Below are 25,755 nucleotides of genomic sequence, written 5' to 3'. Positions count from 1 at the left end.
ATCAGGCTCCCATCACCAATATCAGTGTCGCGCAGACGCAGGCGTACAACGCGCCTTCGAACAAGGCTTCATGCCAGACGAACCGCAGCACACCCAGGCGGCGCAGGATCCAGTCCAGCAGCAAAAAAATCGGCAAGGCCAGCAGCAGGGCCTGGGCGATCGGTGGCAAGTACACGCCACCCACTTCCAGATCAATGGGCAAGGGCCGGTTCTCCTTCCACGACTGCAGGTTGAAAATGCTCGCGATGGCGCTCCAGAAACGACACCACGATCAGCAGCGCCACGCGCATGCGAAACACCGTCCACAGCTGTTGATGGACGCCCGAATGCAGCGCATCCAGTTCATCACCCAAGGTGCGCAGGCTGCCGAGCACCTGGTCCCATTCAACACCGGGCCGTCCGGCGACCAGCCTGCCGGTGTCACGCACTGTTGCGAACAAACGGCTTTGTACTTCTGAACTGAGCAATGTGTTGCTCTGGCCCTGTTGTCTAAGCTGGTTCAACGCCACGCCCAGCGCCATGTACCCCAGGCTGACGTCGAATAGCGCTCTGGCCTGTTTGTCGCTGATGGCCGGCAACAATCCCAACATCATGGTCAGGCGGTCGACCATGCGGCTTTCAAAGGCAAACTGGTGCTCATCGGTGGCGGGGGTCTTGAGCAACCCGTAGAGCTGTTCACCGTTCTCCTTGAACAGCCGACGGATCCGCAAGACAGGCCTGAAGGGAAAGATCAACGCGTAGACACTCAACGCCAGCGTGGCGGCATAGACATAGGCGCCCGCAAATTCGAACCACTGAATCGCGGTGTTCTGGCCAATGCCAACGTTCTGCGGTCCGAGCAACAGAAACGTCAACAACCCAAGACCAATGCCCGTGCCGGTGGTTGGCGGACTGGCCAGGCCAACGGCCACGGCGTACAACAACGGAGCCAAGAGCAAGGCCAGCAGCTCGAAGTCACTGATCATCGGCACCAGCATGAACTGATAGAACGCCGAGACCACCAGTGCCAGCGCCAGCCCCCTGGCAAAACTCTGGGCGGCCAGCAGCGGTCGCGGGAACGTCGCCATCAAGGAGCACAGAACCCCCACCACGATCATCCCGCCACGGGCCCCGTCCCAGGCGGTCTCGATCCAGATCAGGCCGGCCACCACCAATGCGCTGAAAGCACGGATGGCATTCATCGCCGCCAGTGTGAAGTCCAGATGCAACGGATTGTCCCGGCCGCGGAAAACACTACTGGCGGCACGCTCTTGCTGGATCGCGTCGCTCAGCTCCAGTATCTGCCCCAGTTGCTCCAGCAACCGCGCCTGCTCCCAACGCAGCGACCAGGCCAGTGAGCGCAACGTGGCGGGCATCGCCTCGGTCAGTTGTTCAGCCCGGTACGCCAGTTCATCGAAGCGCTGTTGCAGCGCCGCGAATGGGCGCCTGGCTTCAGTCGACATCGAGCGCCCCTGCCGGGCCACTTCATCGAGGAACACCACTTCTTCGGCGAGCAAACGCTGTGAATCCAGGGGCAGTTCGCCTTTCCAGCGCTCGGTCAGCAGTTGCCGCTGGTGGCGCAGCGCGGCCAGCCGTGAAGTCAGCAGCACCAACTGATTGCCGAGCAACTGCACCAGGTCGTCGGCGCTGCGCAGACGTGGCGCATCGTAGTACAGGTGCCGACGTACTCCCTCAAGGGCGCTGATCTCGCCGATCAGTTTCATTTGCCGCTGTAGAAAATCGCTTTCGCTTTCCTCGGTACGAATCACGGCTGCCGCGTGGGTCGCGAGCAGCTTGATCACTTGATCGATCCTGGCGAAGTAGTCCCGGGCCACGGTTTCCGGGCGCGCGGTCAGCAGGCTGACGACGCACACGCAGGCAACGGCCAATAGCGTTTCGGTCACGCGGGTCACGGCCAGCAGGAAGGTGCCCGCCTGATCGGGCACCGCCAGCAGGGCGACGATCACCGCCGTGTAGCCGCTCAACACAAACGCCTGGGAACTGGTGTAGCGAAACAAAGTGCCGCCGGCGGTACACAGCGCCAGCCACAGGGCCAGGGTGACGACGAAAGGCAGCGGCGCCTGGGGAAATATCGCCATGATCACCACCGCCGCCACCGCCCCGAGCGTGGTGCCGATGACCTGGCCGAAACTGCGGGCCAGCGCCATGCCACCCAGTGGCTGACTGACGATGACCACCGCCATGATCGACCACTTGGGCTGGTCGAGGTCGAACAGGAAGGCCAGGTAGAGGGTCAACAGCCCGGCCGCGATGGTTCTCAGGGCGAACAACAGCACCCCAGGCCCGGGGTTGAGCATCGCCTTGAAGTACTGGAGAAACGGTTGCATGGAAACGCTCGTCGAGTCCTCTGCAGCAAGCGTAGTCACTGCTGCGACGCCTGGACAGGTTTCCATGTCGAGGGGGTGAACCGAGTCCGGGTTTGACTCAGGGCCCTGCCTGACCGAAGCTGACAGCTTTGCAAAAGCTTGCCAGCTCCCGGATCCCTGCATGCCCCAGTCCCGCCGCTACCTGATCATCAGCCTCTGCGTCCTGTTTGCCATCGGCCTTGCCTGGGTGTTCCTGCGCAGTACAACCCCCGTGGTACCCGAAGCGATCAAGCGCGGTTACACCGAAGCCCTCAACCGGGCCCGCGCAGGACAACCGGGCGCGGCGCGGGTGCTCTACCAGCAATTGGCGCGCCCGGACCTTTCGCCGAAACGTCGCGTCTGGCTGCATGCCGAACTGCCCAACTACCCCAGCTCCGTAGCCCTGAAACTGGCGGATGCGGACTTGCAGCATGAATCCCCCGATGTACGCATTGCGGCGATCAACAGCATCAGCGGCCTGGTCCCCAACGGGCAGCGCAGTCTGCTGCTTGGTCCGCTGCTCGATGACAGCGAACAGCGTGTACGTTATGCCGCGGTGAATGCCCTGCTGGGACTTTCGCCGGACGATCTCGGCTTGTATTTCGGCGCGCTGCAGCATGCCATCGACGCCTGGGAACAGGACTTGAAAAGCCAGCCTGAAAGCGCCGACAACCACTACCAACTGGCTCGGCTGCATCTGCACAATGCCGAGTTGAAAGAAGCGCAAGCGGCACTGGAGAACACTTTGCGTCTTGCGCCCGGCAACCTGCCCGCGCTGGTGATGCAAATCGAAGTGCTGGACAAACAGGGCCAAAGCGAAGCCGCCCGACTGCTGTTGGCCAAACAGTTGAAGGCTCAGCCCGATTCCGCCTACCTGCAACACGCACTGGGGCTCTGGCTGCTGCATCACGGGCAAAGTGAATTCGCCCTGCTCGGCCTTTCCAAGGCGGTGGAGCTGGAGCCGGACAACAAGGATTACCGCTACGACCTGGCCACCACGCTGCACGGCGAACTGGAGCTGGAAGCGGCACAGAAACAGCTGCAGGAAATCGTCCAGCGCCACCCGGCCGACCGCAGGGCCCGGGTGTTGTTGATCAATTACTGGAAGGAAAGCGGACAACTGCAGAACGTGCAGATTCTGTTGGCGCAACTGGAACAGCTCAACCCTGATGACCCGGCGTTGCAGCAAGGGCTTTGAAGGGTACACAAACCCCGTGTCCGACTGCGATCCCTGTGGGAGCGAGCCTGCTCGCGAAGGCGGGCTGACATTCGGCAGCGATGTTGACTGACACGGCCTCTTCGCGAGCAGGCTCGCTCCCACCAGGAATCGGGGTCGTAAACAGATCCCATGATCACACCCAGCAAAAAGTGTTGAACGCTCATCGCGGCCAAAGGTCAAGTGATCAGGCAGTCCATTCAGGCACTTCAGGCCTGCTGCCTCGTTTCCCCTGATCTTGAGAGGGCATTTTTTGTCTACATCTAACGAGTTGTTCAGTGCAAAAGCCGCCACCGGCATCGACGGTCTGGATGACATCCTGGCCGGTGGATTGTCCCGCGGACATGTGTTTTTGCTGGAAGGTGAACCCGGTACCGGCAAGACCACCGTCGCCTTGCATTTCCTGTTGGCCGGCGCACGAACCGGCGAGCGCTCGTTGTACATCACCCTGTCGGAAACCGAACGCGAGTTGCGCCAGGGCGCCCTGTCCCATGGCTGGGAGCTTGACGAGAACATCCACATCTTCGAGCTGACGCCACCGGAAAGCCTGCTCAATGCCGAGCACCAGCAGAGCCTGCTGTACTCCTCGGACCTCGAACTGGGCGAAGCCACCAAGCAGATCTTCGAAGTGGTCGAGCGGGTCAAGCCAACCCGCGTGGTACTCGACAGTCTGTCCGAGATCCGGCTGCTGGCCCAAAGCTCCCTGCGCTACCGGCGCCAGATCCTCGCGATCAAGCACTACTTCGTGCGCTACGACGCCACGGTGGTGCTGCTTGACGACCTGACCACCGAATCCCTCGACAAGACCGTGCACAGCGTCGCCCACGGGGTGATCCGCCTGGAAGAGCTGACCCCCAACTATGGTGCCGAGCGCCGGCGGATCCGCGTGGTGAAATATCGCGGCCAGAAATACCGTGGCGGCTATCACGATTTCACCATCATGGGCGACGGCGTGCACGTGTTCCCACGGCTGGTAGCCGCCGAACATCGCGGGGTGTATGTCCGTCAGCAGTTGACCAGCGGCATCAAGGAAATGGATGCCCTGCTCGGCGGCGGCATCGAGACCGGGTCCAGCACCCTGATCCTCGGTCCGGCCGGTACCGGCAAATCGCTGATCTCGATGATTTTCGCCGCCGCGGCCGTGGCCCGGGGCGAGAAAGCCGCGTTGTTCATTTTCGATGAAGAACTGGGCTTGCTGTTCGAACGCATGAAAAACATGGGCATTGATTTGAAAGCCCTGCAAGACACCGGCAACTTGCTGATCGAACAAGTGGATGCAGCCGAATTGTCCCCGGGCGAGTTTTCCCACCGGGTTCGTCGTTGCGTCGACCAGCGCGACATCAAGACCGTGGTGATCGATAGCATCAACGGTTATCAGGCCGCCATGCCTGAAGAGAACGCCCTGGTGCTGCACATGCACGAGTTGCTGCTGTACCTCAATCGCCGGGGTGCCGCGACCTTCATGACCGTTGCCCAGCACGGACTGGTCGGCGACATGCAGGCTCCCGTGGACATCACCTACCTGGCCGATACGGTCATCCTGCTGCGTTACTTCGAGGCCCTGGGCAAGGTGCGCCGGGCGATCTCGATCATCAAGAAACGCACCGGCAGCCATGAATCGACGATCCGTGAATACCGCATCAGCGGCCAGGGTATGACCATCGGTGAACCGCTGGACGCGTTCCAGGGCGTGTTGCGCGGCGTCCCGACTTATATGGGCGCGAGCAATCCATTGCTCGGGGATGAGAGCCCGTGACGGTCATGGAAGCGATGTCCGAGCGCGCGATCATTCTCGCGCCGCTGGGACGTGACAGCCAGCTTGCACTGATGATGCTCAACGAAGCCGGTTACGACGGCGTCATCACCCGCGATATGGTGGGGCTTTGCAGCGAATTAACCCGGGGCGCAGGCTTGTTGCTGATCTCTTCCGAGGCGCTGCTGGGCGGTGATCTCGAACCGTTGCTGAGCCTGATCGAGCAACAGCCGGCCTGGTCGGACTTGCCGATTGTGTTGCTGACCTATCATGGCGGCCCGGAACAGAACCCCGCGTCGCGGTTCGGTCCGCAACTGGGCAATGTCACCTTCCTCGAGCGCCCTTTTCATCCGGTGACCCTGATCAGCCTGGTGACCACCGCGTTGCGTGGAAGACGACGACAGTATGAAGCCAGGGATCGGCTGGTCGATCTGAGCCAAAGCGAACTGCGGCTGCAGACTACCCTGGAAACCCTCGAACAGCAGGTCGAGGAACGCACCGCCCAACTGCGAAACAACGAAGAAGCACTGCGCCAGTCACAGAAAATGGAAGCGGTCGGCCAACTCACCGGCGGCATCGCCCATGACTTCAACAACATGCTGACCGGCATCATCGGCAGCCTGGAGCTGTTGCGTCGACGCCTGGCCCGTGGCCGCACCGAAGATCTGGACAGCCTGATCGACCTGGGGGTGACCTCGGCCAACCGCGCGGCCGGCCTGACCCATCGCCTGCTGGCCTTCTCCCGGCGCCAGTCGCTGGATTCAAAACCAGTGGAGATGAACACCCTGGTGGTTTCCATGGGCGAGTTGCTGCAGCGCAGCATCAACGAAAGCATTCAGCTGGACATGCAGCTGAGCGAGCCGTTGTGGGTGGCCGAGGCCGACCCCAATCAACTGGAAAGTGCCCTGCTCAACCTGGTGATCAATGCCCGCGATGCGATGCCCGGTGGCGGCCAACTGACCGTGAAGACCAGCAATCAGCATCTGGACCCGGGCTTTACCCAGGCCCACAGCAACCTCGACCCTGGCGACTATGTGGTGCTGAGCGTCACGGACACCGGCTGTGGCATGGCGCAAAACACCATCAACCGGGCCTTCGACCCCTTCTTTACCACCAAGCCGATCGGCCAGGGCACGGGCCTCGGGTTGTCGATGATTTATGGATTCAGCAAACAATCGCGCGGTCATGTCGCCATCCAAAGCGAAGTCGGCAATGGCACCACCGTGAGTCTGTACCTGCCGCGCTTCGGTGGTGCTCTGCCCAGGGACAAGCCGGTGGACACCCCGCACGCGCCGTTCGCGCAACTGGGCGAAACGGTGCTGATCGTCGAGGACGACCCGGCGGTGCGGGTGTTGGTCAGTACGGTGTTGAGCGACCTGGGTTATGCCTTCGTCGAAGCCGCTGATGCCGACAGTGCGGTGCCGATTCTGAATTCGGCGCAACGAATCGACCTGATGATCAGCGATGTCGGCTTACCCGGCATGAATGGCCGGCAGCTGGCAGAAATCGGCCGGCAATATCGGCCTGAACTCAAGGTGTTGTTCATCACCGGCTACGCCGAACACGCCGCGGTACGCGGTGGCTTCCTTGACCCTGGCATGCAGATGATCACCAAACCATTCACTTTCGACCTGTTGACGGCGAAGGTGCGGGAGATGATCCAGATCTGAAGCCCCCCTGTAGGAGCGAGCTTGCTCGCGATGGAGTGTCAGCCAGGTCGTGCTAACTGACACACCATCGTCGGAACGCCGCCCGGAGCAAGCTTGCTCCTACGAAAGCATCTGCTGCATCAAGTCCTGAAGCACATTCAGGTCGAACGGCTTGCCCAGGATCGGCGCTTTACGCGTGATCGGGCTGTCGGTCTCGCGGATTTCCTGGGGATAGCCGCTGATGAAAATCACCTTGAGCTCCGGTCGCAGTTTCACGGCGGGTTCGGCGATCTGCACCCCGGAGATCCCGCCCGGCAGGCGGAAGTCCGTGATCATCATGTCCAGATGCGGCTTGCTCGCCAGGATTTCGAAGGCCTGCTCGCCGTTTTCGGCCTGCAATACCCGGTAGCCCTCACCCGACAGATAGGCCGATAGCACCATCAATATCGAGGGGTCATCTTCGACGATCAGTACGACGTCTTGTGCATCTTCACTCATGGGAAGCCTTTGTTCGGTCAATAGCTGCTGATACGACCGTGGGGTCGATCAGAGGTTGCGTTTAACTGGCTGTTTTCCTACAGCGGCAGACAAACGCGAAACAAGGCGCCTTCGCCAATCCGGCTCTCGACGGTAATGGAACCGCCATGGGCGGTCACAATCTGTTCTGAAATAAACAACCCCAGGCCCAGCCCGGCGACGGCGTGTTTTGCCGAAACCCGTTCGAACTGCAGGAAGATGCGTTTCTGGTTTTCTTCACCAATGCCGATCCCCAGATCGCGCACTTCCACCCGCGCCTGATCGCCCTCACTGTACACCTTCACGGTGATCGGACTCTTGGCGCCGTAACGTAAAGCGTTGGTTAACAAGTTCGAGATGACCTGTTCGATGCGGAACTCATCCCAGCTGCCCACCACGGGTTGCTCGGCCTGCAGGGTGACCGAGGACTCGGCGGCTTCGATCTGCGGGGCAAAGTTCTGTAACAAATCCCTGACCAAAACCGACAGATCGAAGCGTGTCGGTCGGATCGACAGCTTGCCTGTGCGGATCCGCGATACATCGAGCATGTCTTCGATCAGACGGATCAGGCTTTTGATCTGCCGTTCGTCGCGATCGACCATCGCGTGCATCTTGTCCAGGGTGAACGCCGCCGCGTTATCCCGGGCCAGGTGCATCTTGCGCAGCTGGGTTTCGAGAATCAGGCCGTTGAGCGGCGTGCGGACTTCGTGGGCGACGATCGACATGAAGTCATCGCGCATGCGCACCGCTTGCTCCAGTTCGAGCTGGGTACTCTGCACCTGCTGGAGCAGCGCTTCCTGCTCGCGCCGACTTTGCTCCAGCTGTTCGACCTGCTGTTTCATCGCCTTGCTCTGGCGGAACAGATCGACGAACACGTTGACCTTACTCTTGACCGCGTGGATATCCAGCGGCTTGTAGAGGAAGTCCACGGCACCGCTTTCATAGCCCTTGAAGGCGTAATTCAGCTCGCGGCCGGCCGCACTGACGAAGACGATGGGAATGTTGCGGGTCTTTTCCGTGCCTCGCATCAGCTCGGCCAGTTCGAAGCCGTTCATGCCGGGCATCTGTACGTCGAGGATGGCCATGGCGAATTCGTGTTGCAGCAGCAGGGACAACGCTTCGTCGGCGGACAAGGCTTTATAGACGAGGCGGTCTTCGCGCTTGATCAGCGCTTCCAGCGCGAGCAGGTTTTCCGGCAGATCGTCGACGATCAGCAGTTTGGCTTGGATGTTACTTAGCATGCTATTCGTTCCAGCTCGACAAGCATACGGCCGATGCCGCGTATAGAGAGAATGTGGTCCGGCTGGTGGGTAGCCAGCGCCGCCAGGGGCATGGTCGCGACCTGGGCTTCGTCCGGGTCCTGCACGATGGTCAGGCCGCCACGATCCTTGACCTGGGCCAGGCCGCGCGCGCCGTCGCGGTTGGCGCCGGTCAGCAATACCGCGGCCAGCGTCGGGCCATAAGCATCGGCAGCCGACTCGAACAGGTAATCAATGGCGGGACGCGAGTAATGCACGCGGTCTTCCAGGCTCAAGGAAAAGCTGCGGTCCTGCTCCACCGACAGGTGATACCCAGGCCCGGCGAAATACAGGGTTCCGGCTTCGATCGCAATTTTGTCGCGGGCTTCCAGCACCGGCAGCGACACTCTTCGCGCGAATACCTCGGCGAGTTGACTGCGACCCGCTTCGGGCAGGTGCAGCACCACAATGATCGGCAGGACAAAGCCTTTGCGCAGCGGGCCCAGGAGCGTCAGCAACGCCTCCACGCCGCCCGCCGAGGCGCCGATCACGATAGCTTCTACACATGGCAATTCCTTTGCACTGTTCATGATTTGCGGTAGATCCGTTCCTGTTTGACCAAGGGTTCGAACTGGTTGCCGTAAGCCGAAAAGTCCGGGGTTTCCTTGCTGCCCAGCACCAGGAATCCTCGATGGCAAAGGGAGTCATGAAACAAACCGAACGCTCGACCCTGGAGCTTTTTATTGAAATAAATCAACACATTACGACATGAAATTAATTGAGTTTCGGAAAACACACTGTCGGTCGCCAGGCTGTGGTCGGCAAAGGTCACGTTGTCGCACAGGCTCTTGTCGAAAATGGCGTAGCCGTAGGCCGCCGTATAGTAGTCGGCAAACGACTGCTGGCCACCTGCCTGCTGGTAGTTGTGAGTGTAGGCGCGGACATTCTCCATGGAGAAAATCCCTTGCTTGGCCTTGTCCAGCGAACGCGGGTTGATGTCGGTGGCGTAGATGATGGTGCGATCGAGCAAGCCTTCTTCGCGCAGCAGAATCGCCATCGAATAGACCTCTTCCCCGGTGCTGCACCCGGCGATCCAGATTTTGATCGAGGGGTAGGTCTTGAGCAACGGCACCACTTCCCGGCGGATCGCCAGGAAATGCGAGGGGTCGCGAAACATTTCACTGACCGGAATCGTCAGCAATTGCAGCAACTGCATGAACGCCGTCGGGTCGTGGAGCACCTTCTCTTGCAAGGCCGAAATGGTGGCGCACTCGAACTGGCTCAACGCGTGGTGGACGCGCCGCTTGATCGACGCACCGGAGTAGTCGCGAAAGTCGTAGCTGTATTTGAGGTAAATCGCCTCGATCAAAAGGCGCAATTCGATTTCGCTATTGGCTTGCACTAAATACGTTCCATCTTCGGTAACCAAACGCGAATCAGCGAGAACAGGCGATCCAGGTCGATAGGCTTGGCCAGGTAATCGTTGGAGCCGGCCGCAAGGCAGCGCTCCTGATCGTCCTTCATGGCCTTGGCCGTGACCGCAATGATCGGCAGCTTGCGCCAGCGCGGGTCCTTGCGGATCAAGGTGGTGGCTTCGAAACCATCCATCTCCGGCATCATCACATCCATCAACACCAGATCAATGTCCTCGACTTCATTCAATCGTTCGATCGCCTCACGGCCGTTACGGCCAATGACCACGACCGCCCCCTTGTGCTCCAGCGCACTGGTCAGGGCGAAAATGTTGCGCACATCGTCGTCCACCAGCAGCACCTTGCGGCCCTCGAAGACCTTGTCGCGGCTGCGCGCGGTCTTGAGCATCCGCTGCCGTTCATGGGACAACCCGGATTCGACTTTGTGCAGAAAGAGTGTGACCTCATCCAGCAGGCGCTCGGGCGAGCGCGCGCCCTTGATGATGATCGAACGCGAATACTTGCGCAGCTCGGCCTCTTCATCCCGGGTCAGGTTGCGCCCGGTGTAGACGATCACCGGCGGGAACGAACAGATATCCTCGGTGGACATGCGCTTGAGCAGCTCGTTGCCCAGCATGTCCGGAAGCTTCAGGTCGATGATCATGCAGTCGAACATCGTCGTGCGCAGCAGGTCCAGCGCCTCCTGCGCCAGGCCAACGGCAGTGATCTCGATGTCATCGTCGCCGATCAGCCGGGCAATGCTGTCGCGCTGGACATCGTCGTCTTCGACCAGCAGGACGCGTTTGACCTTCTGGGTCAGCTTCGCTTCGAGGCGGGCAAACACGTCCTTGAGTTCTTCGCGGGTGGTCGGCTTGACCGCATAGCCGATGGCGCCCATGTGCATGGCCGCTTCGACGCGATCTTCCACAGAAATGACGTGCACCGGAATGTGCCGGGTTTCGGCGTGCTCCTTCAGGCGTTGCAACACGGTCAGTCCGGAATGGTCCGGCAGACGCATGTCCAACAGAATCGCATCCGGGATGAACTCCCTGGCCAGGTCGTAGCCTTCGTCGGCCCCATGGGCCACCAGGCACTGATAACCCAGTTCATGGGCCAGGTCGTAGAGGATGTGCGCAAAGTTCGGCTCATCTTCCACCACCAGGATACAGCGGGTGGCGAATGGCGCCTTGGAGCGATCGTCGTCGAAACGCGGGATATCGACGGCGGCCATCAGCGGCACCGGCGCGGCGGGTGCGGCGCGTGGAGTCATGGCAATCGGCGAGGCCTTCATTGGCTCCACCGGCGCTTCGCCCAGTTCGACGTATTGCTGCGGCAAGACCAGGGTGAATACGCTGCCCTGCCCTGGCTCGCTGATGACGCTGATGGAACCGCCGAGCAGTGCCGCCAGGTCGCGGGAAATCGACAGCCCCAGGCCGGTGCCACCGTAACGGCGGTTGGTGGTGCCATCGGCCTGGCGGAAGGCTTCAAAAATACTTTCCCGCTGATCCGCGGCAATGCCGATCCCGGAGTCGCGCACGACAAAGGCGATACTGTCGCCGGGCTGGCTGGCCACCGTCAGGCTGACCGTGCCTTTTTCGGTGAATTTCACCGCGTTGGAGAGCAGGTTCTTGATGACCTGTTCCAGGCGCTGGCGGTCGGTATAAATCATCAACGGCGCGCCCGACTGCAAGTCGACCTGGAAATCCAGCTGCTTGTCCGCGGCCAATGGCTGGAACATCCCGCGCAAACCGTCCACCAGACGCGCGACGCTGGTGTGCTCCGGGCGCATCTCGAGCTTGCCGGCCTCGACCTTGGAGATGTCGAGAATATCGTTGATCAGGTTGAGCAAGTCATTACCGGCGGAGTAGATCGATTCGGCGAATTTGACCTGCTCGGCGCTGAGGTTTTCCTTGGGGTTTTCCGCCAGCAACTTGGCCAGGATCAACGAGCTGTTGAGCGGCGTGCGCAACTCATGGGACATGTTGGCTAGGAATTCGGACTTGTACTTGCTCGAGCGCTGCAACTCTTCGGCGCGCTCTTCGAGCTGGACCTGCACCTGGTTGAGTTCAGTGTTCTTCTGGTCCATGGCGTCGCGCTGGTCAGCCAGGATCTGCGCCTGCTCGGCGAGTTGTTCGTTGGTCTGTTCCAGCTCGACCTGCTGGGTTTCCAGGTGTGCCTGGGACTCCTTGAGAATCCGCGATTGCTCTTCCAGTTCCTCGTTGGCGGTCTTGAGCTCTTCCTGCTGAACCTGCAGCTCTTCGTTGAGCTGTTGGGTTTCGGCCAGCACTTCCTGCAGGCGTTGGCGATAGCGCGCGGCTTCGATGGAGGTGCCGATGTTGCCGGCGATCAGCTCCAGCAGCTCGACATCGCGCTCGCTGAGCGGGCGCAGGAAGCCCAGCTCGATGACACCGTTGACCCGTTCGTCATCGCTGGTCGGCACCACCAGCACGCTATGGGGCAAGCCTTGGCCGAGGCCGGAGTTGACCTTGAAGTAGTCACGCGGCACGTCGTTGAGGCGGATCAGGCGAGCCTGTTGCGCGACCTGGCCGACAATGCCTTCGCCGCTGTGGATCTGTTGTTCGAGCGCTTCCTGTTCGCGGGAAAAACCATAAGACGCAACACGCTTGAGGCCACCGTGTTCTTCACGGACATAAATAGCCGCCACGGCCGTACCGAGGTACTGCGCGCAAAACTGCAGGATGTTGCGCCCCAGCACATTGAGTGACAGCTGCCCCAGCACTTGCTCGGCCAGTTCGGTCTGGCCATTGCGCAGCCAGGCCTGTCGTTCCAGGCGCTGGGCGCTGGCCTGTTGCGCGGCGAGGTTGGCGCTGTAGTCTTGCGAAAGGTTGAGCAAATCCCGACGGCCGATGTAGGCCAGCAAAGCGCTGATGCCGGCGATGAACAACAGGTAAAGGCCGATGCTCCACAGGGTGGTACGGCGCACTTCTTCGTTGCGCGCGGTGCGCAACTGCTGCTCCATGTCGATCACGTCTTCGAATTGCTTGCGGATCTCGTCGGTCAGGCGCTTACCCTGCCCGGCCTTTACCACACCTTGATAGTCACCGCGGGAGCGCTTCAGATCGATCGTTGTCTTGGCGTAAGCGGTCCATTCTTCCTGCAAGGCCTGCAGCCGGTGCAAGCGGTCGGTCTGCACCGGGTTATCCGCGGTCAGTTCGAGCAAGGTCTTGAGGGCGACCGCGATTCGTGGCTTGGCCGTTTCGTAGGGTTCGAGGAATTGCTCGTCGCCAGTGAGCAGGAAGCCCCGCATCCCGGTTTCCAGATCGACGGTCAGTTTTATCGATTCATTGGCGTTATTGATCACCCGGTCGGTGTGTTCGACCCACTGGATCACCGATAGCAGATAGGCGATCAGTGAAACGAAGAACACTGCACTGATGACGCCCACACCCAATGGCAGACTGATGTTGCGGCTCAGGAGTTTACGAAATCGTTGCTCGTCAACCGAAGACGCGGAGGTCATGGGGAAGCCTTGTCGATTTATTGAAAACCACGGAGTTTGCCCCAAAAGCGCTACTGTGATCCAACTTTCTGACACGTTTTCGCGCTAAATCCTACATTCAGCTGCTCCAGCGCAAAGGAGCGGTTATCCTTGCCGGCTTTGTGTAGCTATCCTTTTTTTAAACACGCCGGGAACTTGTCGGGATCCGCCACTTACTCATGCAAGAGCCCGGCAATTTCGATTGGCCGGCCACCACCTTTTCAACCTTCGGGAACCCCACTATGTCCTCCAATGCATCCATCATCCTTGTCGTCGAAGACGATGCCATCGTCCGCATGCTGATTGCCGATGTGCTGGAGGAACTGGAGTTCAAGGTGCTCGAGGCCGATGGCAGCGAACAGGCGCTGGAATTTCTCAACGATGAGGATCAGTCCATCGACCTGATGATGACCGACGTCGGCCTGCCGGTGATGGATGGCCGGGAACTGGCCACCCAGGCGCGGATGTTGCGTCCTGAGCTGCCCATCCTGTTCGCCAGCGGTTACGCCGAGAGCATCGAGGTACCTGAAGGCATGCAGGTGATCGGCAAGCCGTTTTCCATCGATCAGTTGCGCGACAAGGTCAAAACCATGCTTGCCAACGCCTAGCCTGCGCAGAAGCGAACTCAGGGTCTGCCATCGCCTGTGTTTTAATCACCCCCGATTTTCCCCTGCCCTGTTTCAAGGAATGTCCATTCATGAGTCAGTCCCACGCAACCAAAGTCCTGGTGATTGGTTACGTCTGGCCCGAGCCCCGCTCTTCGGCGGCTGGCGGGCATATGATGCAAATCCTCGAGACATTCCTGGAGCAAGGCTGGGACATCACTTTCAGCAGCCCGGCCGGTACTGGCGAACATCGGGCAGACCTGACGGCCCTGGGCATTGGCGAAGTGCCGATCGAATTGAACAACAGCAGCTTCGACACATTCATCAGCCAACTGGCCCCGGATGTCGTGTTGTTCGACCGGTTCATGATGGAAGAACAATTCGGCTGGCGCGTTGAAAAACACTGTCCCGATGCCTTGCGCGTGCTGGAAACCTCCGATCTGCAGAGCCTGCGCGATGCCCGCCAGCAACGCCTCAAGGAACGCCTCAAGACCCGCGACGACGCCAATGATTTCAGCGAGTTGTTCGCGCCGGCACTGCGCGCAGAGTTTGAGTTCATGGCCGAGACCGATCTGGCTAAACGGGAAATCGCCGCGATTTATCGTTGTGACTTGAATCTGATGATCTCCGACGTGGAAATCGAGTTGCTGGTCGAACAATTCAAGGTGCCGCGCACTCTGCTGCACTGGTGCCCGCTGATGGTCGATCTGCCGAGCGCGCCGCCAGCGCCCTTCGAGCAGCGGGCGCACTTCCTCAGCATTGGCAACTTTCGCCATGCGCCGAACTGGGATGCGGTGCTCTGGATGAAAACCACCCTCTGGCCGTTGATTCGTCAACAGTTGCCCAGCGCCCAGTTACACATCTACGGGGCTTACACGCCGCCCAAAGCCACTGCGTTGCACAATGCCGCCCAGGGCTTTCATGTGATGAACTGGGCGGAAGATGCCTTGCAAGTCATGTCGGCGGCACGGGTGTGCCTGGCGCCGTTGCGTTTTGGCGCGGGGATCAAAGGTAAAATCGTCGACGCAATGATTTGCGGCACGCCGAATGTCACCACGCCGATCGGCGCGGAAGCCATGCACGACGAGGAGCCATGGCCGGGGGCGGTGACCCGGACGGCCGAGGCGTTCGCCGAGAGTGCGGTGCAACTCTACACTGACAAAACCCGATGGCTGAAGGCCCAGGCGCAAGGACTGGAGCTGTTGGCGAAGCGCTACCAGCAGACCCTTCACGGTCCCGCATTGATCGCCCGAATCAACGACTGCCGCCAACACCTGCCGTCTATCAGAAGGGATAACTTCACCGGCAGCATGCTGCGCCATCATCAGCACAAGAGCACGCAGTACATGTCTCAATGGATTGAAGCGAAGAACCGTCAGAACGCCTGATTTTTCCCGGTGGGTTGGCCCGGGTGGCAAGCCTCGACGAACTGCCGGGTAGCATTGACGGGCCGGAGCGAGGCATGATCGCAGTGCGATAACAAAAAAAGCGCCCTGATATGACTCGCACGACCAGAGTGACCGACCCTTCCTACGAACTGATGGACGACCACAACGGGCTGTCCATCATCTATCGCCAGCACGGCTTCCCCTGCCCGCTGGTACGCTGGCATTTCCACAAGGAATACGAACTGCACCTGATCGTCGCCAGTTCCGGCAAGGTCTTCATCGGCGATTACATCGGCAACTTCTACCCCGAATCACTGTTCCTCACCGGCCCCAACCTGCCCCACAACTGGATCAGCCAGGTCGCCGAAGACGAAGTGGTGCCAAAGCGCGACATGCTGGTCAACTTTACCGACGAATTGTTCGACAGCGGCCATCAGGTGTTTACCGAACTCAAGACCCTGGCGCCGCTGCTGGAGCGTGCGCAGTACGGCATCGAGTTCCGCTGCAAGCGCACCATCCGCCAGGCGATGAGCCTGATGCAGCGCATCGCCGATACGCAGGGCGTCACCCGACTCGGGCACTTTTTCATTCTGTTGGAACTGCTGGCAGCCTGCGACGATTACCAGGTGTTGTCCGGTGCCACGACGCCGCAATTGGCCGACGAGCACAACATCGACCGCACCAACCGCGCGGTGGATTACATCTTCGCCCACTACGCCCGGGAATTGCCGCTGGAGGAGGTGGCCGAGCACCTGGGCATGAAGCCGACCTACTTCAGCCGGGTGTTCAAGCAAGCCACCGGGCGTTGCTTCATCGAGTTCGTCAACCGCCTGCGCATCAGCAAATCCTGCGAACTGCTGGCCGATGGTGATAAACCGGTGACCGACGTGTGTTTCGAATCGGGCTTTAACAATATTTCCAATTTCAATCGGCGTTTTCAGCAGCTCAAGGGCATGACGCCGTCGCATTACCGCAAGTTGGCGGTGCAGCGGTTGACTGAGCAGAATCTGGGTTGAAGGCGTTGGTCATGTGGTGATCATCAGACCGCCTTCGCGGGCAAGCCTCGCTCCTACAGGGTTACGTCTCCCCCTGTAGGAGCGAGGCTTGCCCGCGAAGGGGCCCTCAAAACCTGTACAAACTCGATGACAGATAACCGCTGTGAAGCCTGTCTTAGCATCTCCCTCCCCTGACACCAGTGCAAAATAGTATCAATTGAAGTGTGACCGATGATTTGTCACGCCATCAATTGAACGCTGTAATCAGTGCACATTCTTCCTGCCCTCGGAAGACACAAAAACAATAACCGTCCTTCTGCAACCCGCCGGGTGCAGAAAAGGAGTGCACGATGCAACCTTCTGTAAAAGCTCTGCTAGCCCTCACCTGCATGACCCTCAGCAGCGTCAGCCTCGGCGCCCAGACCCAGACCCTGACCATCGCCACCGTCAACAACAGCGACATGATCCGCATGCAAAAGCTCTCGAAAACGTTCGAGGCCGAGCACCCGGACATCAAGCTCAACTGGGTGGTACTGGAAGAAAACGTCCTGCGCCAGCGCCTGACCACCGACATCGCCACCCAGGGCGGCCAGTTCGACGTCCTGACCATCGGCATGTACGAAGCCGCACTCTGGGGTGCCAAGGGCTGGCTGGAGCCAATGAAGGATTTGCCCGCCAGCTACGCCCTCGACGATGTGTTCCCTTCGGTGCGCGAAGGCCTCTCGGTCAAGGGTTCGCTTTATGCCTTGCCGTTCTACGCCGAAAGCTCCATCACCTATTACCGCACCGACCTGTTCAAGGACGCCGGGTTGACCATGCCCGAACGCCCCACCTGGACCCAGATCGGCGAATTCGCCAGCAAGCTCACCCACAAGGATAAAGAACAGTACGGCATCTGCCTGCGCGGCAAGGCCGGCTGGGGCGAGAACATGGCGCTGATCAGCACCGTTGCCAATGCCTATGGCGCGCGCTGGTTCGATGAGCAGTGGAAGCCGGAATTCACCGGGCCGGAATGGAAAAACGCGCTGAATTTCTATGTCGACACCATGAAGCAATCCGGTCCGCCGGGTGCTTCGAGTAACGGTTTCAACGAAAACCTGGCGTTGTTCAACAGCGGCAAGTGCGCGATCTGGGTCGATGCCAGCGTTGCCGGCTCCTTTGTCACCGACAAGACCCAGAGCAAGGTCAGCGAGCATGTCGGCTTTACCTTCGCGCCGCACGAAACCACCGACAAGGGTTCGGCCTGGATGTATTCCTGGGCGCTGGCGATCCCGACCAGCTCCAAGGCCAAGGACGCCGCCAAAACCTTCAGCGCTTGGGCCACTTCCAAGGAATACGGGGCGTTGGTCGCCGAGAAAGATGGCATCGCCAACGTGCCGCCGGGCACCCGGGCCTCGACTTACAGTGAGGCTTACATGAGCGCCGCGCCGTTCGCCAAGGTGACGCTGGAGTCGTTGAAAGTGGCGGACCCGAGCAAGCCGAGCGCCAAACCGGTGCCCTACATCGGCATTCAATTGGTGACCATTCCTGAATTCCAGGCGGTGGGCACCCAGGTCGGCAAATTGTTCTCGGCGGCGCTGATCGGCCAGACCACGGTCGACCAGGCACTGACAGCTGCCCAGTCAACCACCGAACGTGAGATGAAGCGCGCCGGGTATCCCAAATAAACCCGTCCCGTCCTCCACGCAATCCATGTGGGAGCGAGCCTGCTCGCGAAGGCGGTGTTCCAGCCGCAGAAGATGTATCGGATGTACCGACCTCTTCGCGAGCAGGCTCGCTCCCACAGTTTGATCTTCACAGGTCTGCATTAATCGGTGCTATCGCCATGACTACTTCAACCGCCAAAGCTCACATCGACATCCCCCAACCCGTGCGTAAAAGCCGCCTGGCCAACCCCGGCTGGTTCCTGGTCAGCCCGTCGGTGGCGTTGTTGCTGCTGTGGATGATCGTGCCGCTGGGCATGACCGTCTACTTTTCGCTGATCCGCTACAACCTGCTGTACCCCGGGGAAAACCAGTTCGTGGGCCTGGAAAACTTCAGCTACTTCCTCAGCGATTCCGGCTTCATGCCCGGCGCCACCAACACCCTGTTGCTGGTGGGCAGCGTGCTGCTGATCAGCGTGGTGTTCGGCGTGCTGATCAGTGCCTTGCTCGAGGCCAGTGAGTTTCTCGGCCGCGGCCTGGTGCGGGTGCTGCTGATCTCGCCGTTCTTCATCATGCCCACCGTCGGTGCGCTGATCTGGAAGAACCTGATTTTCCACCCGGTGTCGGGGATTCTCGCCTACGTCTGGAAACTGTTCGGCGCGCAGCCGGTGGACTGGCTGGCGCATTACCCGCTGCTGTCGATCATCATCATTGTCTCCTGGCAATGGCTGCCGTTCGCGATCCTGATCCTGATGACCGCCATGCAGTCCCTCGACCAGGAACAGAAGGAAGCCGCGCGCCTGGATGGCGCCGGGCCCATCGCGATCTTCTGGCACCTGACCCTGCCGCACCTGGCCCGGCCGATCGCGGTGGTGGTGATGATCGAAACCATCTTCCTGCTCTCGGTGTTCGCCGAAATCTTCACCACCACCAACGGCGGCCCCGGCTACGCCTCGACCAACCTCGCCTACCTGATCTACAACCAGGCGCTGGTGCAGTTCGACGTCGGCATGGCGTCCGCCGGCGGCCTGATCGCGGTGCTGATCGCCAACATCGCGGCCATCGTCCTGGTGCGGATGATCGGCAAAAACCTGACCGACAAAGCCTGAGGCCTGCGCCATGACCCTTCAACAATCCCGTCGTCTGCAAAGCCTGCTGCTGGGCACCCTGGCCTGGGCCATCGCGATCCTGATCTTCTTCCCGATCTTCTGGATGGTGCTGACCAGTTTCAAGAGCGAAATCGACGCGTTCGCCACGCCGCCGCAGTTCATCTTCACGCCCACGCTTGAGAACTACCTGCACATCAACGAGCGCAGCGACTACGTAAGCTTCGCCTGGAACTCGGTGGTGATCTCCTTCAGCGCCACCGCCCTGTGCCTGCTGATCGCGGTGCCGGCGGCCTACTCGATGGCGTTCTACGAAACCCAACGGACCAAGGGCACGCTGCTGTGGATGCTCTCGACCAAGATGCTGCCGCCGGTGGGCGTGCTGATGCCGATCTACCTGCTGGCCAAGAGCTTCGGCCTGCTCGACACGCGCATCGCGCTGATCGTGATCTACACCCTGATCAACCTGCCGATCGTGGTCTGGATGATTTACACCTACTTCAAGGACATCCCCAAGGACATCCTCGAAGCCGCGCGCCTGGACGGCGCCACCCTGTGGCAGGAAATGCTCCGGGTGCTGCTGCCGATCGCCAAGGGCGGCCTGGCGTCCACCGTGCTGCTGTCGTTGATCCTGTGCTGGAACGAAGCCTTCTGGTCGCTGAACCTGACCTCGTCCCAGGCCGCGCCGCTGACCGCGCTGATCGCCTCGTACTCCAGCCCCGAAGGCTTGTTCTGGGCCAAGTTGTCGGCGGTCTCGACCCTGGCCTGCGCGCCAATCCTGATCTTCGGCTGGATCAGCCAGAAACAACTGGTGCGCGGCCTGTCGTTTGGCGCGGTGAAATGAAGAGCGCCCCCTGTGGGAGCGAGCCTGCTCGCGATGGACGTGAACGATGACGCGTGCTGCCTGGATAAACGCGGCGCCTGGAGGTTTTTCGCGAGCAAGCTCGCTCCTACAAAAAAGCCCACCGGGCTCAATTGAATAACAACAATCGGAGGCCCACCATCATGGCCAACCTGAAAATCAAGAACCTGCAAAAAGGCTTCGAAGGCTTCTCCATCATCAAGGGCATCGACCTGGAAGTGCGGGACAAGGAATTCGTGGTCTTCGTCGGCCCCTCGGGCTGCGGCAAATCCACCCTGCTGCGGCTGATCGCCGGCCTGGAAGAGGTCAGCGGCGGCAGCATCGAACTCGACGGCCGCGACATCACCGAAGTCAGCCCGGCCAAGCGCGACCTGGCGATGGTGTTCCAGACCTACGCCCTGTACCCGCACATGAGCGTGCGCAAGAACATGTCCTTCGCCCTCGACCTGGCTGGCGTGGCCAAAGCCGAAGTCGAGAAAAAGGTCAACGACGCCGCGCGCATCCTCGAACTCGGCCCGATGCTCGAGCGCAAACCCAAGCAACTCTCCGGCGGCCAGCGCCAGCGCGTGGCCATCGGCCGGGCGATCGTGCGCAACCCGAAAATATTCCTCTTCGACGAACCGCTGTCCAACCTCGACGCCGCCCTGCGGGTGCAGATGCGCCTGGAACTGTTGCGCCTGCACAAGGAACTGCAAGCCACCATGATCTACGTCACCCACGACCAGGTCGAAGCCATGACCATGGCCGACAAGGTGGTGGTGCTCAATGGCGGCAAGGTCGAACAGGTCGGCTCGCCGCTGGACCTGTATCACCAGCCGGCCAACCTGTTTGTCGCCGGCTTCCTCGGCACGCCGAAGATGGGTTTCCTCAAGGGTAAAGTCACCCGCGTCGAACGCCAGAGCTGCGAAGTGCTGCTCGACGCCGGCACCCGCATCAGCCTGCCATTGAGCGGCGCCACCCTCAGCGTGGGCGGCGCCGTCACCCTGGGCATCCGCCCGGAACACCTCAACCTCGCGCAACCCGGCGACTGCACGTTGCAGGTCACCGCCGACGTCAGCGAGCGCCTGGGCAGCGACACCTTCTGCCACGTGATCACCGCCTCCGGCGAAGCCCTGACCCTGCGCGTACGCGGCGACCTGGCCAGCCGTTACGGCGAAACCCTGAGCCTGCACCTGGACGCCGCACACTGCCATTTATTCGATGCCGACGGCGTGGCGCTGACCCGTCCGCTGCGCGTTGCCGCCTGACTCCAGAGAGCCTGTGATGAAACTCAATAAACAGAATCTGCACCACCTCGCCCCCGAGGTGGTCCTGCCTGCCTACGCCCTGAGCGACACTCGCCAGGGCATCGCGCACATCGGCGTCGGCGGCTTTCACCGTGCTCATCAGGCGTATTACACAGACGCCTTGATGAACACCGGCAGGGACTTGGACTGGGCCATTTGCGGCATCGGCCTGCGCGCCGAAGACCGTCGCGCCCGGGATGATCTGAAGGCGCAGGATAACCTGTTCACCCTGCTTGAGCTGGGCGACACCGACGACACCGAAGTGCGGGTGATCGCAGCGATCCGCGACATGCTGCTGGCCGAAGACGGTGCCCAGACGCTGATCGACAAACTGGCGAGCCCCGAGATTCGCATCGTCTCGCTGACCATCACCGAGGGCGGCTATTGCATCGACGACAGCAACGGCGAATTCATGGCCCACTTGCCGCCGATCCAGCACGACCTGGCCCATCCGGAGGCACCGAAAACCGTGTTCGGCTTCCTCTGCGCGGCGCTGGCCAAGCGCCGTGCGGCCGGCACGCCAGCCTTTACCTTGATGTCGTGCGATAACCTGCCGCACAACGGCGCGGTCACCCGCAAGGCGCTCCTGGCTTTCGCCGCCCTGCGCGACGCCGACCTGCGCGACTGGATCGAGCGCAACGTCAGTTTTCCCAACGCCATGGTCGACCGCATCACCCCCATGACCAGCACCGAACATCGCCTGCAACTGGTGGACAAACATGGCGTCGACGATGCCTGGCCGGTGGTCTGCGAACCCTTTACGCAATGGGTGCTGGAGGACAAGTTCGTCAACGGCCGTCCGGCCTGGGAACAGGTCGGCGTGCAGTTCACCGACGACGTCACGCCCTACGAGGAAATGAAGATCAAGCTGCTCAACGGCAGTCACCTGGCCCTGACGTATCTGGGGTTCCTGAAGGGTTACCGTTTCGTCCACGAGGCCATGAACGACCCGTTATTCGTGCGCTACATGCGTGCCTACATGGACCTGGACGTGACCCCGCAGCTGTCGCCAGTGCCGGGAATCGACCTGACCGAGTACAAGAACACCCTGGTGGAGCGCTTCTCCAACCAGGCGATTGCCGATCAGCTGGAGCGCGTGTGCTCGGACGGGTCGTCGAAGTTTCCCAAATTCACTGTCCCGACCATCAATGGGCTGATTGCCGGTGGCCGCGAGACCAAGCGTGCGGCCTTGGTGGTGGCGGCCTGGGCCTTGTATTTGAAGGGCGTGGATGAGCATGGCGATACCTACTCGATTCCCGATCCGCGCGCGGCATTTTGTCAGGCACTGGTGGCCGATGATGCGCTGATCACCCAGCGGTTGTTGGCGGTCGAGGAAATTTTCGGCGCGCAGATCCCGCACTCGGCGGAGTTTGTGGCGGCGTTCGAGTGGTGCTGTAACAGCTTGCGGGAGGTGGGGGTGACGCGAACCCTGGAGAGGGTTCTGACGTAAAAAAAGTGGTGAATCTGCTACCGTCTTCGCGAGCAGGCTCGCTCCCACATTGGATCGTTGTTGAACACAAAATCCGTGTTCTGTGAAATCTCCTGTGGGAGCGAGCCTGCTCGCGAATGGCTTCTCCGAGATCGACCAGATACACCAAGGAGCCTTTTATGGCAAACCAACAACTCTTCCTCGGCATCGACTGCGGCACCCAAGGCACCAAGGCGATTGTCCTCGACGCGAGCAGCGGCGAAGTCCTCGGTCAAGGCGCCGCCGCGCACAGCCTGATCAGCGGCGCCAATGGCCGTCGCGAGCAGGACACTTCGCAATGGCTGCAAGCGTTCACTTCGGCCACCCGCCAAGCGTTGATCGCGGCCAACGTGGACGGCCAGGACATCCTCGGCATCGGCGTTTCCGGCCAGCAACACGGCCTGGTCCTGCTCGACGACCAGGGCCAGGTACTGCGCCCGGCCAAACTCTGGTGCGACACCGAATCCACCCCGCAGAACGACTATCTGCTAAAACATCTGGGCGGCGAAGCAGGTTCACTGGAACGCCTCGGCGTGGTCATCGCACCGGGCTACACCGTATCCAAGCTGCTCTGGACCAAAGAGCAGCACCCGCAAACGTTTTGCCGGATCGCCCGCATCCTGCTGCCCCACGACTACCTCAACTACTGGCTCACCGGCCGCAGCTGCAGCGAATATGGCGATGCCTCGGGCACTGGCTATTTCAATGTCCGCACCCGCCAGTGGGACTTGCAGCTATTGCGCGACATCGATCCCACCGGACGCCTGCAAGCCGCACTGCCAGAGCTGATCGACGCCCAACAAGCGGTCGGCACCCTGCTGCCGGGCATCGCCGAGCACCTGGGCATCAACCCGCGGGCGCTGGTGTCCAGCGGCGGTGGCGACAATATGATGGGCGCCATCGGCACCGGTAACATCAAGCCGGGCGCCATCACCATGAGCCTTGGTTCCTCGGGCACGGTCTACGCCTATGCCGACCAGCCGAATGTCAGTCCGGACGCATCGGTCGCGACCTTCTGTTCATCCAGCGGAGGCTGGCTGCCGCTGATCTGCACCATGAACCTGACCAATGTCACCGGGGTGATTCGCGAGTTGTTCGAGCTCGATATCGAGCGCTTCAACGAGCTGGTCACGCAAGCGCCGATCGGCGCCGACGGCGTGTGCATGCTGCCCTTCTTCAATGGTGAACGGGTGCCTGCCCTGCCCCATGCCACTGGCCGCCTGCTGGGGTTGACCATGACCAACCTGACCCAGGCCAACCTGTGTCGCGCCGTGGTAGAGGGCACGACCTTCGGTTTGCGTTATGGACTGGACCTGTTGCGCCGCAATGGCTTGCAAAGCCGCAGCATCTGCCTGATCGGTGGCGGATCGAAAAGCCCGGTGTGGCGGCAGATGGTCGCGGACATCATGAATACGCCAGTGATCTGCACCGAGCAAAGCGAAGCCGCGGCGCTCGGCGCGGCGATTCAGGCGGCCTGGTGCAAGTCATGGGCAAACGGCCATGAACACAGCCTGGCGCAATTGTGCGAGCGCTGCGTGAAGCTCGATCCGGCCAGCGAAACCCCGCCGATCGCAGACAATGTGGCGGCCTGCCAGCAGGCCTATGAACGCTATCAACAGCACGTCGCCACGCTTTAAAGAGTAAAAACCCTATATCTGATGTAAGGCGAACCTACAGGTTGGTGAAGGTAATCGCCGACAGGTGGCATTCAGGCGGGTTAACCATCTCTTAACGCCGCGGTCCAAGACTTTACTGGACCGCACGCCCGCAGATCTCTCTGACGCCCAGTGCGGCAGGTTCGACGCCCATGTCGAGCTGACTTTTCGCCCGCACCGGAGATCGTTCATGAACACGCGCACATTGCTGCTGACAACCGCCCTCGGCTGCACCGCCTTTGCCGGTCTTGCCCAGGCCAACGACACATCGTCCACCCAGGCCCCTCTGTATCATTATGGAATGCCGTTGCACGTGGCCAAGGTCATCGCCCTGACTGAGCCCTCGACTTTGGAATGCGAAGTCATAACGGCTCAAATGAAGTACATCGATACGTCAGGCAAACCTGCACAAATCAGTTACCGAAAACTGTCCGACGCTTGCAGCCTGCAAAACTGACCCGCGGGCGGATCCACACCTCGCGCACTGTTTGTGAGGGTTCTGGCGTCTTGCTCTGGCGCCGACCCTCACTGCAGCAATTGACCATAAAGTTACGGTTCGAAAGTTGTCGAAGTTTCACCGCCACGCTATTTTCACTAATAGCGATTGCTTGATCGGTTTTTGTCCAGTTAAAACTTAACTTCGGCGAATAGCTCGCTGGCCGTGCCGGTCCTTTAACTAGTCGTAATGGTTGAATGGGCGCCAGGCCTGGTTTTTCTCCAGACCCAGCGCGTGTCGAAGGAACTCGAAACGTTGGGTTAGAGGGCTTTCTTGTCTGGATGCAGCGTGTGCACACTGGCCTTGTTTTGCATGTCGGAGCGCAATTCCGCAATCAGGTCATTGATTTCCCGGCACCCATTCAGTTGTTTGGCATTGATTCCAGTCACCATCAGGTCGAGGTGATCGGTTTCACGATCGGAATACACTTTTACGGTCATCGAAAGATCCGGCGACAGCGTGCATTGACAACGTTTCGGAAGGAAACTGCTTTCAATGATGTTTCGAAGTTCCAAGGCAGAAAGAAACATGGCGACCCTCTCCTTAATATGAGACTGCCAATCAAAAATCTACGTCGATCAGTGCCGAATCCCCGCTCAAGTTTCTTGCAGGCTTTTTCAAGT

Annotated in this window: 21 protein-coding genes; 13 read left to right on the top strand and 8 right to left on the bottom strand. The window is 60.5% G+C overall.

The window, feature by feature from the left end; genetic code table 11:
* Window position 1 precedes the first annotated feature (1 nt).
* Entirely contained in the window at window positions 2-202 is a 201-nt protein-coding gene (locus tag ACA041_RS14170; protein WP_219094092.1) for a DUF1656 domain-containing protein, read from the bottom strand.
* Window positions 192-2,327 (bottom strand): FUSC family protein, encoded by a 2,136-nt coding sequence (locus tag ACA041_RS14165; protein ID WP_497441680.1) that lies wholly within the window; start codon window positions 2,325-2,327, stop codon window positions 192-194. The genes ACA041_RS14170 and ACA041_RS14165 overlap by 11 nt, the downstream gene beginning before the upstream one ends.
* A 160-nt stretch (window positions 2,328-2,487) precedes the next feature.
* Here ACA041_RS14165 and ACA041_RS14160 point away from each other — a divergent pair, with 160 nt between their 5' ends.
* From ACA041_RS14160 to ACA041_RS14150, 3 genes are all read left to right on the top strand, one after another.
* Window positions 2,488-3,543 carry a tetratricopeptide repeat protein gene (locus tag ACA041_RS14160; RefSeq protein ID WP_497441679.1) on the top strand — a complete coding sequence of 352 codons (1,056 nt, stop codon included), beginning with the start codon at window positions 2,488-2,490 and terminating at the stop codon, window positions 3,541-3,543.
* 271 nt (window positions 3,544-3,814) lie between these two features.
* On the top strand, window positions 3,815-5,317 hold the full coding sequence (locus tag ACA041_RS14155; RefSeq protein WP_497441678.1) for an ATPase domain-containing protein: 1,503 nt from the start codon (window positions 3,815-3,817) through the stop codon (window positions 5,315-5,317).
* Window positions 5,314-6,984: a response regulator gene (locus ACA041_RS14150; RefSeq protein WP_497441677.1), complete on the top strand. Its 1,671-nt coding sequence runs from the start codon at window positions 5,314-5,316 to the stop codon at window positions 6,982-6,984. Before ACA041_RS14155 ends, ACA041_RS14150 begins: the two co-directional genes overlap by 4 nt.
* Before the next feature lie 99 nt (window positions 6,985-7,083).
* Here the strand turns inward: ACA041_RS14150 and ACA041_RS14145 are convergent, their stop codons facing one another.
* The 5 genes from ACA041_RS14145 to ACA041_RS14125 all read right to left on the bottom strand — a co-directional run bounded on the left by ACA041_RS14145 (window position 7,084) and on the right by ACA041_RS14125 (window position 13,610).
* Window positions 7,084-7,461, bottom strand: coding sequence for a response regulator (locus ACA041_RS14145; protein ID WP_497441676.1), 378 nt, complete (start codon window positions 7,459-7,461; stop codon window positions 7,084-7,086).
* A 77-nt stretch (window positions 7,462-7,538) separates the two neighbouring features.
* Window positions 7,539-8,720: a hybrid sensor histidine kinase/response regulator gene (locus ACA041_RS14140; RefSeq protein WP_497441675.1), complete on the bottom strand. Its 1,182-nt coding sequence runs from the start codon at window positions 8,718-8,720 to the stop codon at window positions 7,539-7,541.
* A complete protein-coding gene (locus tag ACA041_RS14135; protein WP_497441674.1) occupies window positions 8,714-9,307 on the bottom strand; it encodes a chemotaxis protein CheB in 594 nt (197 codons plus the stop codon). The genes ACA041_RS14140 and ACA041_RS14135 overlap by 7 nt, the downstream gene beginning before the upstream one ends.
* Window positions 9,304-10,119 carry a CheR family methyltransferase gene (locus ACA041_RS14130; protein WP_497441673.1) on the bottom strand — a complete coding sequence of 272 codons (816 nt, stop codon included), beginning with the start codon at window positions 10,117-10,119 and terminating at the stop codon, window positions 9,304-9,306. The genes ACA041_RS14135 and ACA041_RS14130 overlap by 4 nt, the downstream gene beginning before the upstream one ends.
* Entirely contained in the window at window positions 10,119-13,610 is a 3,492-nt protein-coding gene (locus ACA041_RS14125; RefSeq protein ID WP_497441672.1) for a response regulator, read from the bottom strand. Before ACA041_RS14125 ends, ACA041_RS14130 begins: the two co-directional genes overlap by 1 nt.
* A 260-nt stretch (window positions 13,611-13,870) precedes the next feature.
* Between ACA041_RS14125 and ACA041_RS14120 the strand changes: the two genes are divergently transcribed.
* From ACA041_RS14120 to ACA041_RS14075, 10 genes are all read left to right on the top strand, one after another.
* Window positions 13,871-14,236, top strand: coding sequence for a response regulator (locus ACA041_RS14120; protein WP_497441671.1), 366 nt, complete (start codon window positions 13,871-13,873; stop codon window positions 14,234-14,236).
* Between the two features lie 89 nt (window positions 14,237-14,325).
* Entirely contained in the window at window positions 14,326-15,621 is a 1,296-nt protein-coding gene (locus tag ACA041_RS14115; RefSeq protein ID WP_497441670.1) for a glycosyltransferase, read from the top strand.
* Between the two features lie 110 nt (window positions 15,622-15,731).
* Window positions 15,732-16,637 (top strand): helix-turn-helix domain-containing protein, encoded by a 906-nt coding sequence (locus ACA041_RS14110; RefSeq protein WP_497441669.1) that lies wholly within the window; start codon window positions 15,732-15,734, stop codon window positions 16,635-16,637.
* Between the two features lie 329 nt (window positions 16,638-16,966).
* Window positions 16,967-18,283, top strand: coding sequence for an ABC transporter substrate-binding protein (locus tag ACA041_RS14105; RefSeq protein WP_497441668.1), 1,317 nt, complete (start codon window positions 16,967-16,969; stop codon window positions 18,281-18,283).
* A gap of 158 nt (window positions 18,284-18,441) precedes the next feature.
* A complete protein-coding gene (locus ACA041_RS14100) occupies window positions 18,442-19,368 on the top strand; it encodes a carbohydrate ABC transporter permease (RefSeq protein ID WP_497441667.1) in 927 nt (308 codons plus the stop codon).
* Window positions 19,369-19,378: 10 nt separating this feature from the next.
* Window positions 19,379-20,209 carry a carbohydrate ABC transporter permease gene (locus tag ACA041_RS14095; protein WP_497441192.1) on the top strand — a complete coding sequence of 277 codons (831 nt, stop codon included), beginning with the start codon at window positions 19,379-19,381 and terminating at the stop codon, window positions 20,207-20,209.
* 161 nt (window positions 20,210-20,370) lie between these two features.
* Window positions 20,371-21,474, top strand: a complete 1,104-nt coding sequence (locus ACA041_RS14090; RefSeq protein ID WP_497441666.1) for an ABC transporter ATP-binding protein — start codon at window positions 20,371-20,373, stop codon at window positions 21,472-21,474.
* A gap of 16 nt (window positions 21,475-21,490) precedes the next feature.
* The gene (locus ACA041_RS14085; protein WP_497441665.1) at window positions 21,491-22,963 is read left to right on the top strand and encodes a mannitol dehydrogenase family protein; all 1,473 of its coding nucleotides are present in this window, start codon (window positions 21,491-21,493) and stop codon (window positions 22,961-22,963) included.
* 158 nt (window positions 22,964-23,121) lie between these two features.
* Window positions 23,122-24,618 (top strand): xylulokinase, encoded by a 1,497-nt coding sequence (gene xylB, locus ACA041_RS14080; protein ID WP_497441664.1) that lies wholly within the window; start codon window positions 23,122-23,124, stop codon window positions 24,616-24,618.
* A gap of 208 nt (window positions 24,619-24,826) precedes the next feature.
* On the top strand, window positions 24,827-25,093 hold the full coding sequence (locus ACA041_RS14075; protein ID WP_497441663.1) for a DUF2790 domain-containing protein: 267 nt from the start codon (window positions 24,827-24,829) through the stop codon (window positions 25,091-25,093).
* Window positions 25,094-25,392: 299 nt separating this feature from the next.
* On the opposite strand, the gene ACA041_RS14070 is transcribed toward ACA041_RS14075, so the two are convergent.
* Window positions 25,393-25,662, bottom strand: coding sequence for a DUF1652 domain-containing protein (locus ACA041_RS14070; RefSeq protein WP_497441662.1), 270 nt, complete (start codon window positions 25,660-25,662; stop codon window positions 25,393-25,395).
* Window positions 25,663-25,755: the final 93 nt, after the last annotated feature.

The sequence above is a fragment of the Pseudomonas sp. LBUM1676 genome (assembly GCF_059695605.1).
The sequence above is the reverse complement of the archived record's forward strand: the minus strand, read 5'-3'. Positions and strand labels throughout refer to the sequence as shown.

What these genes read in the sequence shown, in the direction of transcription:
- ACA041_RS14165 (WP_497441680.1), bottom strand. Translation starts at nt 2,327, where the DNA reads ATGCAACCGTTTCTCCAGTACTTCAAGGCGATGCTCAACCCCGGGCCT.
- ACA041_RS14160 (WP_497441679.1), top strand. Translation starts at nt 2,488, where the DNA reads ATGCCCCAGTCCCGCCGCTACCTGATCATCAGCCTCTGCGTCCTGTTT.
- ACA041_RS14145 (WP_497441676.1), bottom strand. Translation starts at nt 7,461, where the DNA reads ATGAGTGAAGATGCACAAGACGTCGTACTGATCGTCGAAGATGACCCC.
- ACA041_RS14140 (WP_497441675.1), bottom strand. Translation starts at nt 8,720, where the DNA reads ATGCTAAGTAACATCCAAGCCAAACTGCTGATCGTCGACGATCTGCCG.
- ACA041_RS14135 (WP_497441674.1), bottom strand. Translation starts at nt 9,307, where the DNA reads ATGAACAGTGCAAAGGAATTGCCATGTGTAGAAGCTATCGTGATCGGC.
- ACA041_RS14125 (WP_497441672.1), bottom strand. Translation starts at nt 13,610, where the DNA reads ATGACCTCCGCGTCTTCGGTTGACGAGCAACGATTTCGTAAACTCCTG.
- ACA041_RS14120 (WP_497441671.1), top strand. Translation starts at nt 13,871, where the DNA reads ATGTCCTCCAATGCATCCATCATCCTTGTCGTCGAAGACGATGCCATC.
- ACA041_RS14115 (WP_497441670.1), top strand. Translation starts at nt 14,326, where the DNA reads ATGAGTCAGTCCCACGCAACCAAAGTCCTGGTGATTGGTTACGTCTGG.
- ACA041_RS14110 (WP_497441669.1), top strand. Translation starts at nt 15,732, where the DNA reads ATGACTCGCACGACCAGAGTGACCGACCCTTCCTACGAACTGATGGAC.
- ACA041_RS14105 (WP_497441668.1), top strand. Translation starts at nt 16,967, where the DNA reads ATGCAACCTTCTGTAAAAGCTCTGCTAGCCCTCACCTGCATGACCCTC.
- ACA041_RS14100 (WP_497441667.1), top strand. Translation starts at nt 18,442, where the DNA reads ATGACTACTTCAACCGCCAAAGCTCACATCGACATCCCCCAACCCGTG.
- ACA041_RS14095 (WP_497441192.1), top strand. Translation starts at nt 19,379, where the DNA reads ATGACCCTTCAACAATCCCGTCGTCTGCAAAGCCTGCTGCTGGGCACC.
- ACA041_RS14090 (WP_497441666.1), top strand. Translation starts at nt 20,371, where the DNA reads ATGGCCAACCTGAAAATCAAGAACCTGCAAAAAGGCTTCGAAGGCTTC.
- ACA041_RS14085 (WP_497441665.1), top strand. Translation starts at nt 21,491, where the DNA reads ATGAAACTCAATAAACAGAATCTGCACCACCTCGCCCCCGAGGTGGTC.
- xylB (WP_497441664.1), top strand. Translation starts at nt 23,122, where the DNA reads ATGGCAAACCAACAACTCTTCCTCGGCATCGACTGCGGCACCCAAGGC.
- ACA041_RS14075 (WP_497441663.1), top strand. Translation starts at nt 24,827, where the DNA reads ATGAACACGCGCACATTGCTGCTGACAACCGCCCTCGGCTGCACCGCC.
- ACA041_RS14070 (WP_497441662.1), bottom strand. Translation starts at nt 25,662, where the DNA reads ATGTTTCTTTCTGCCTTGGAACTTCGAAACATCATTGAAAGCAGTTTC.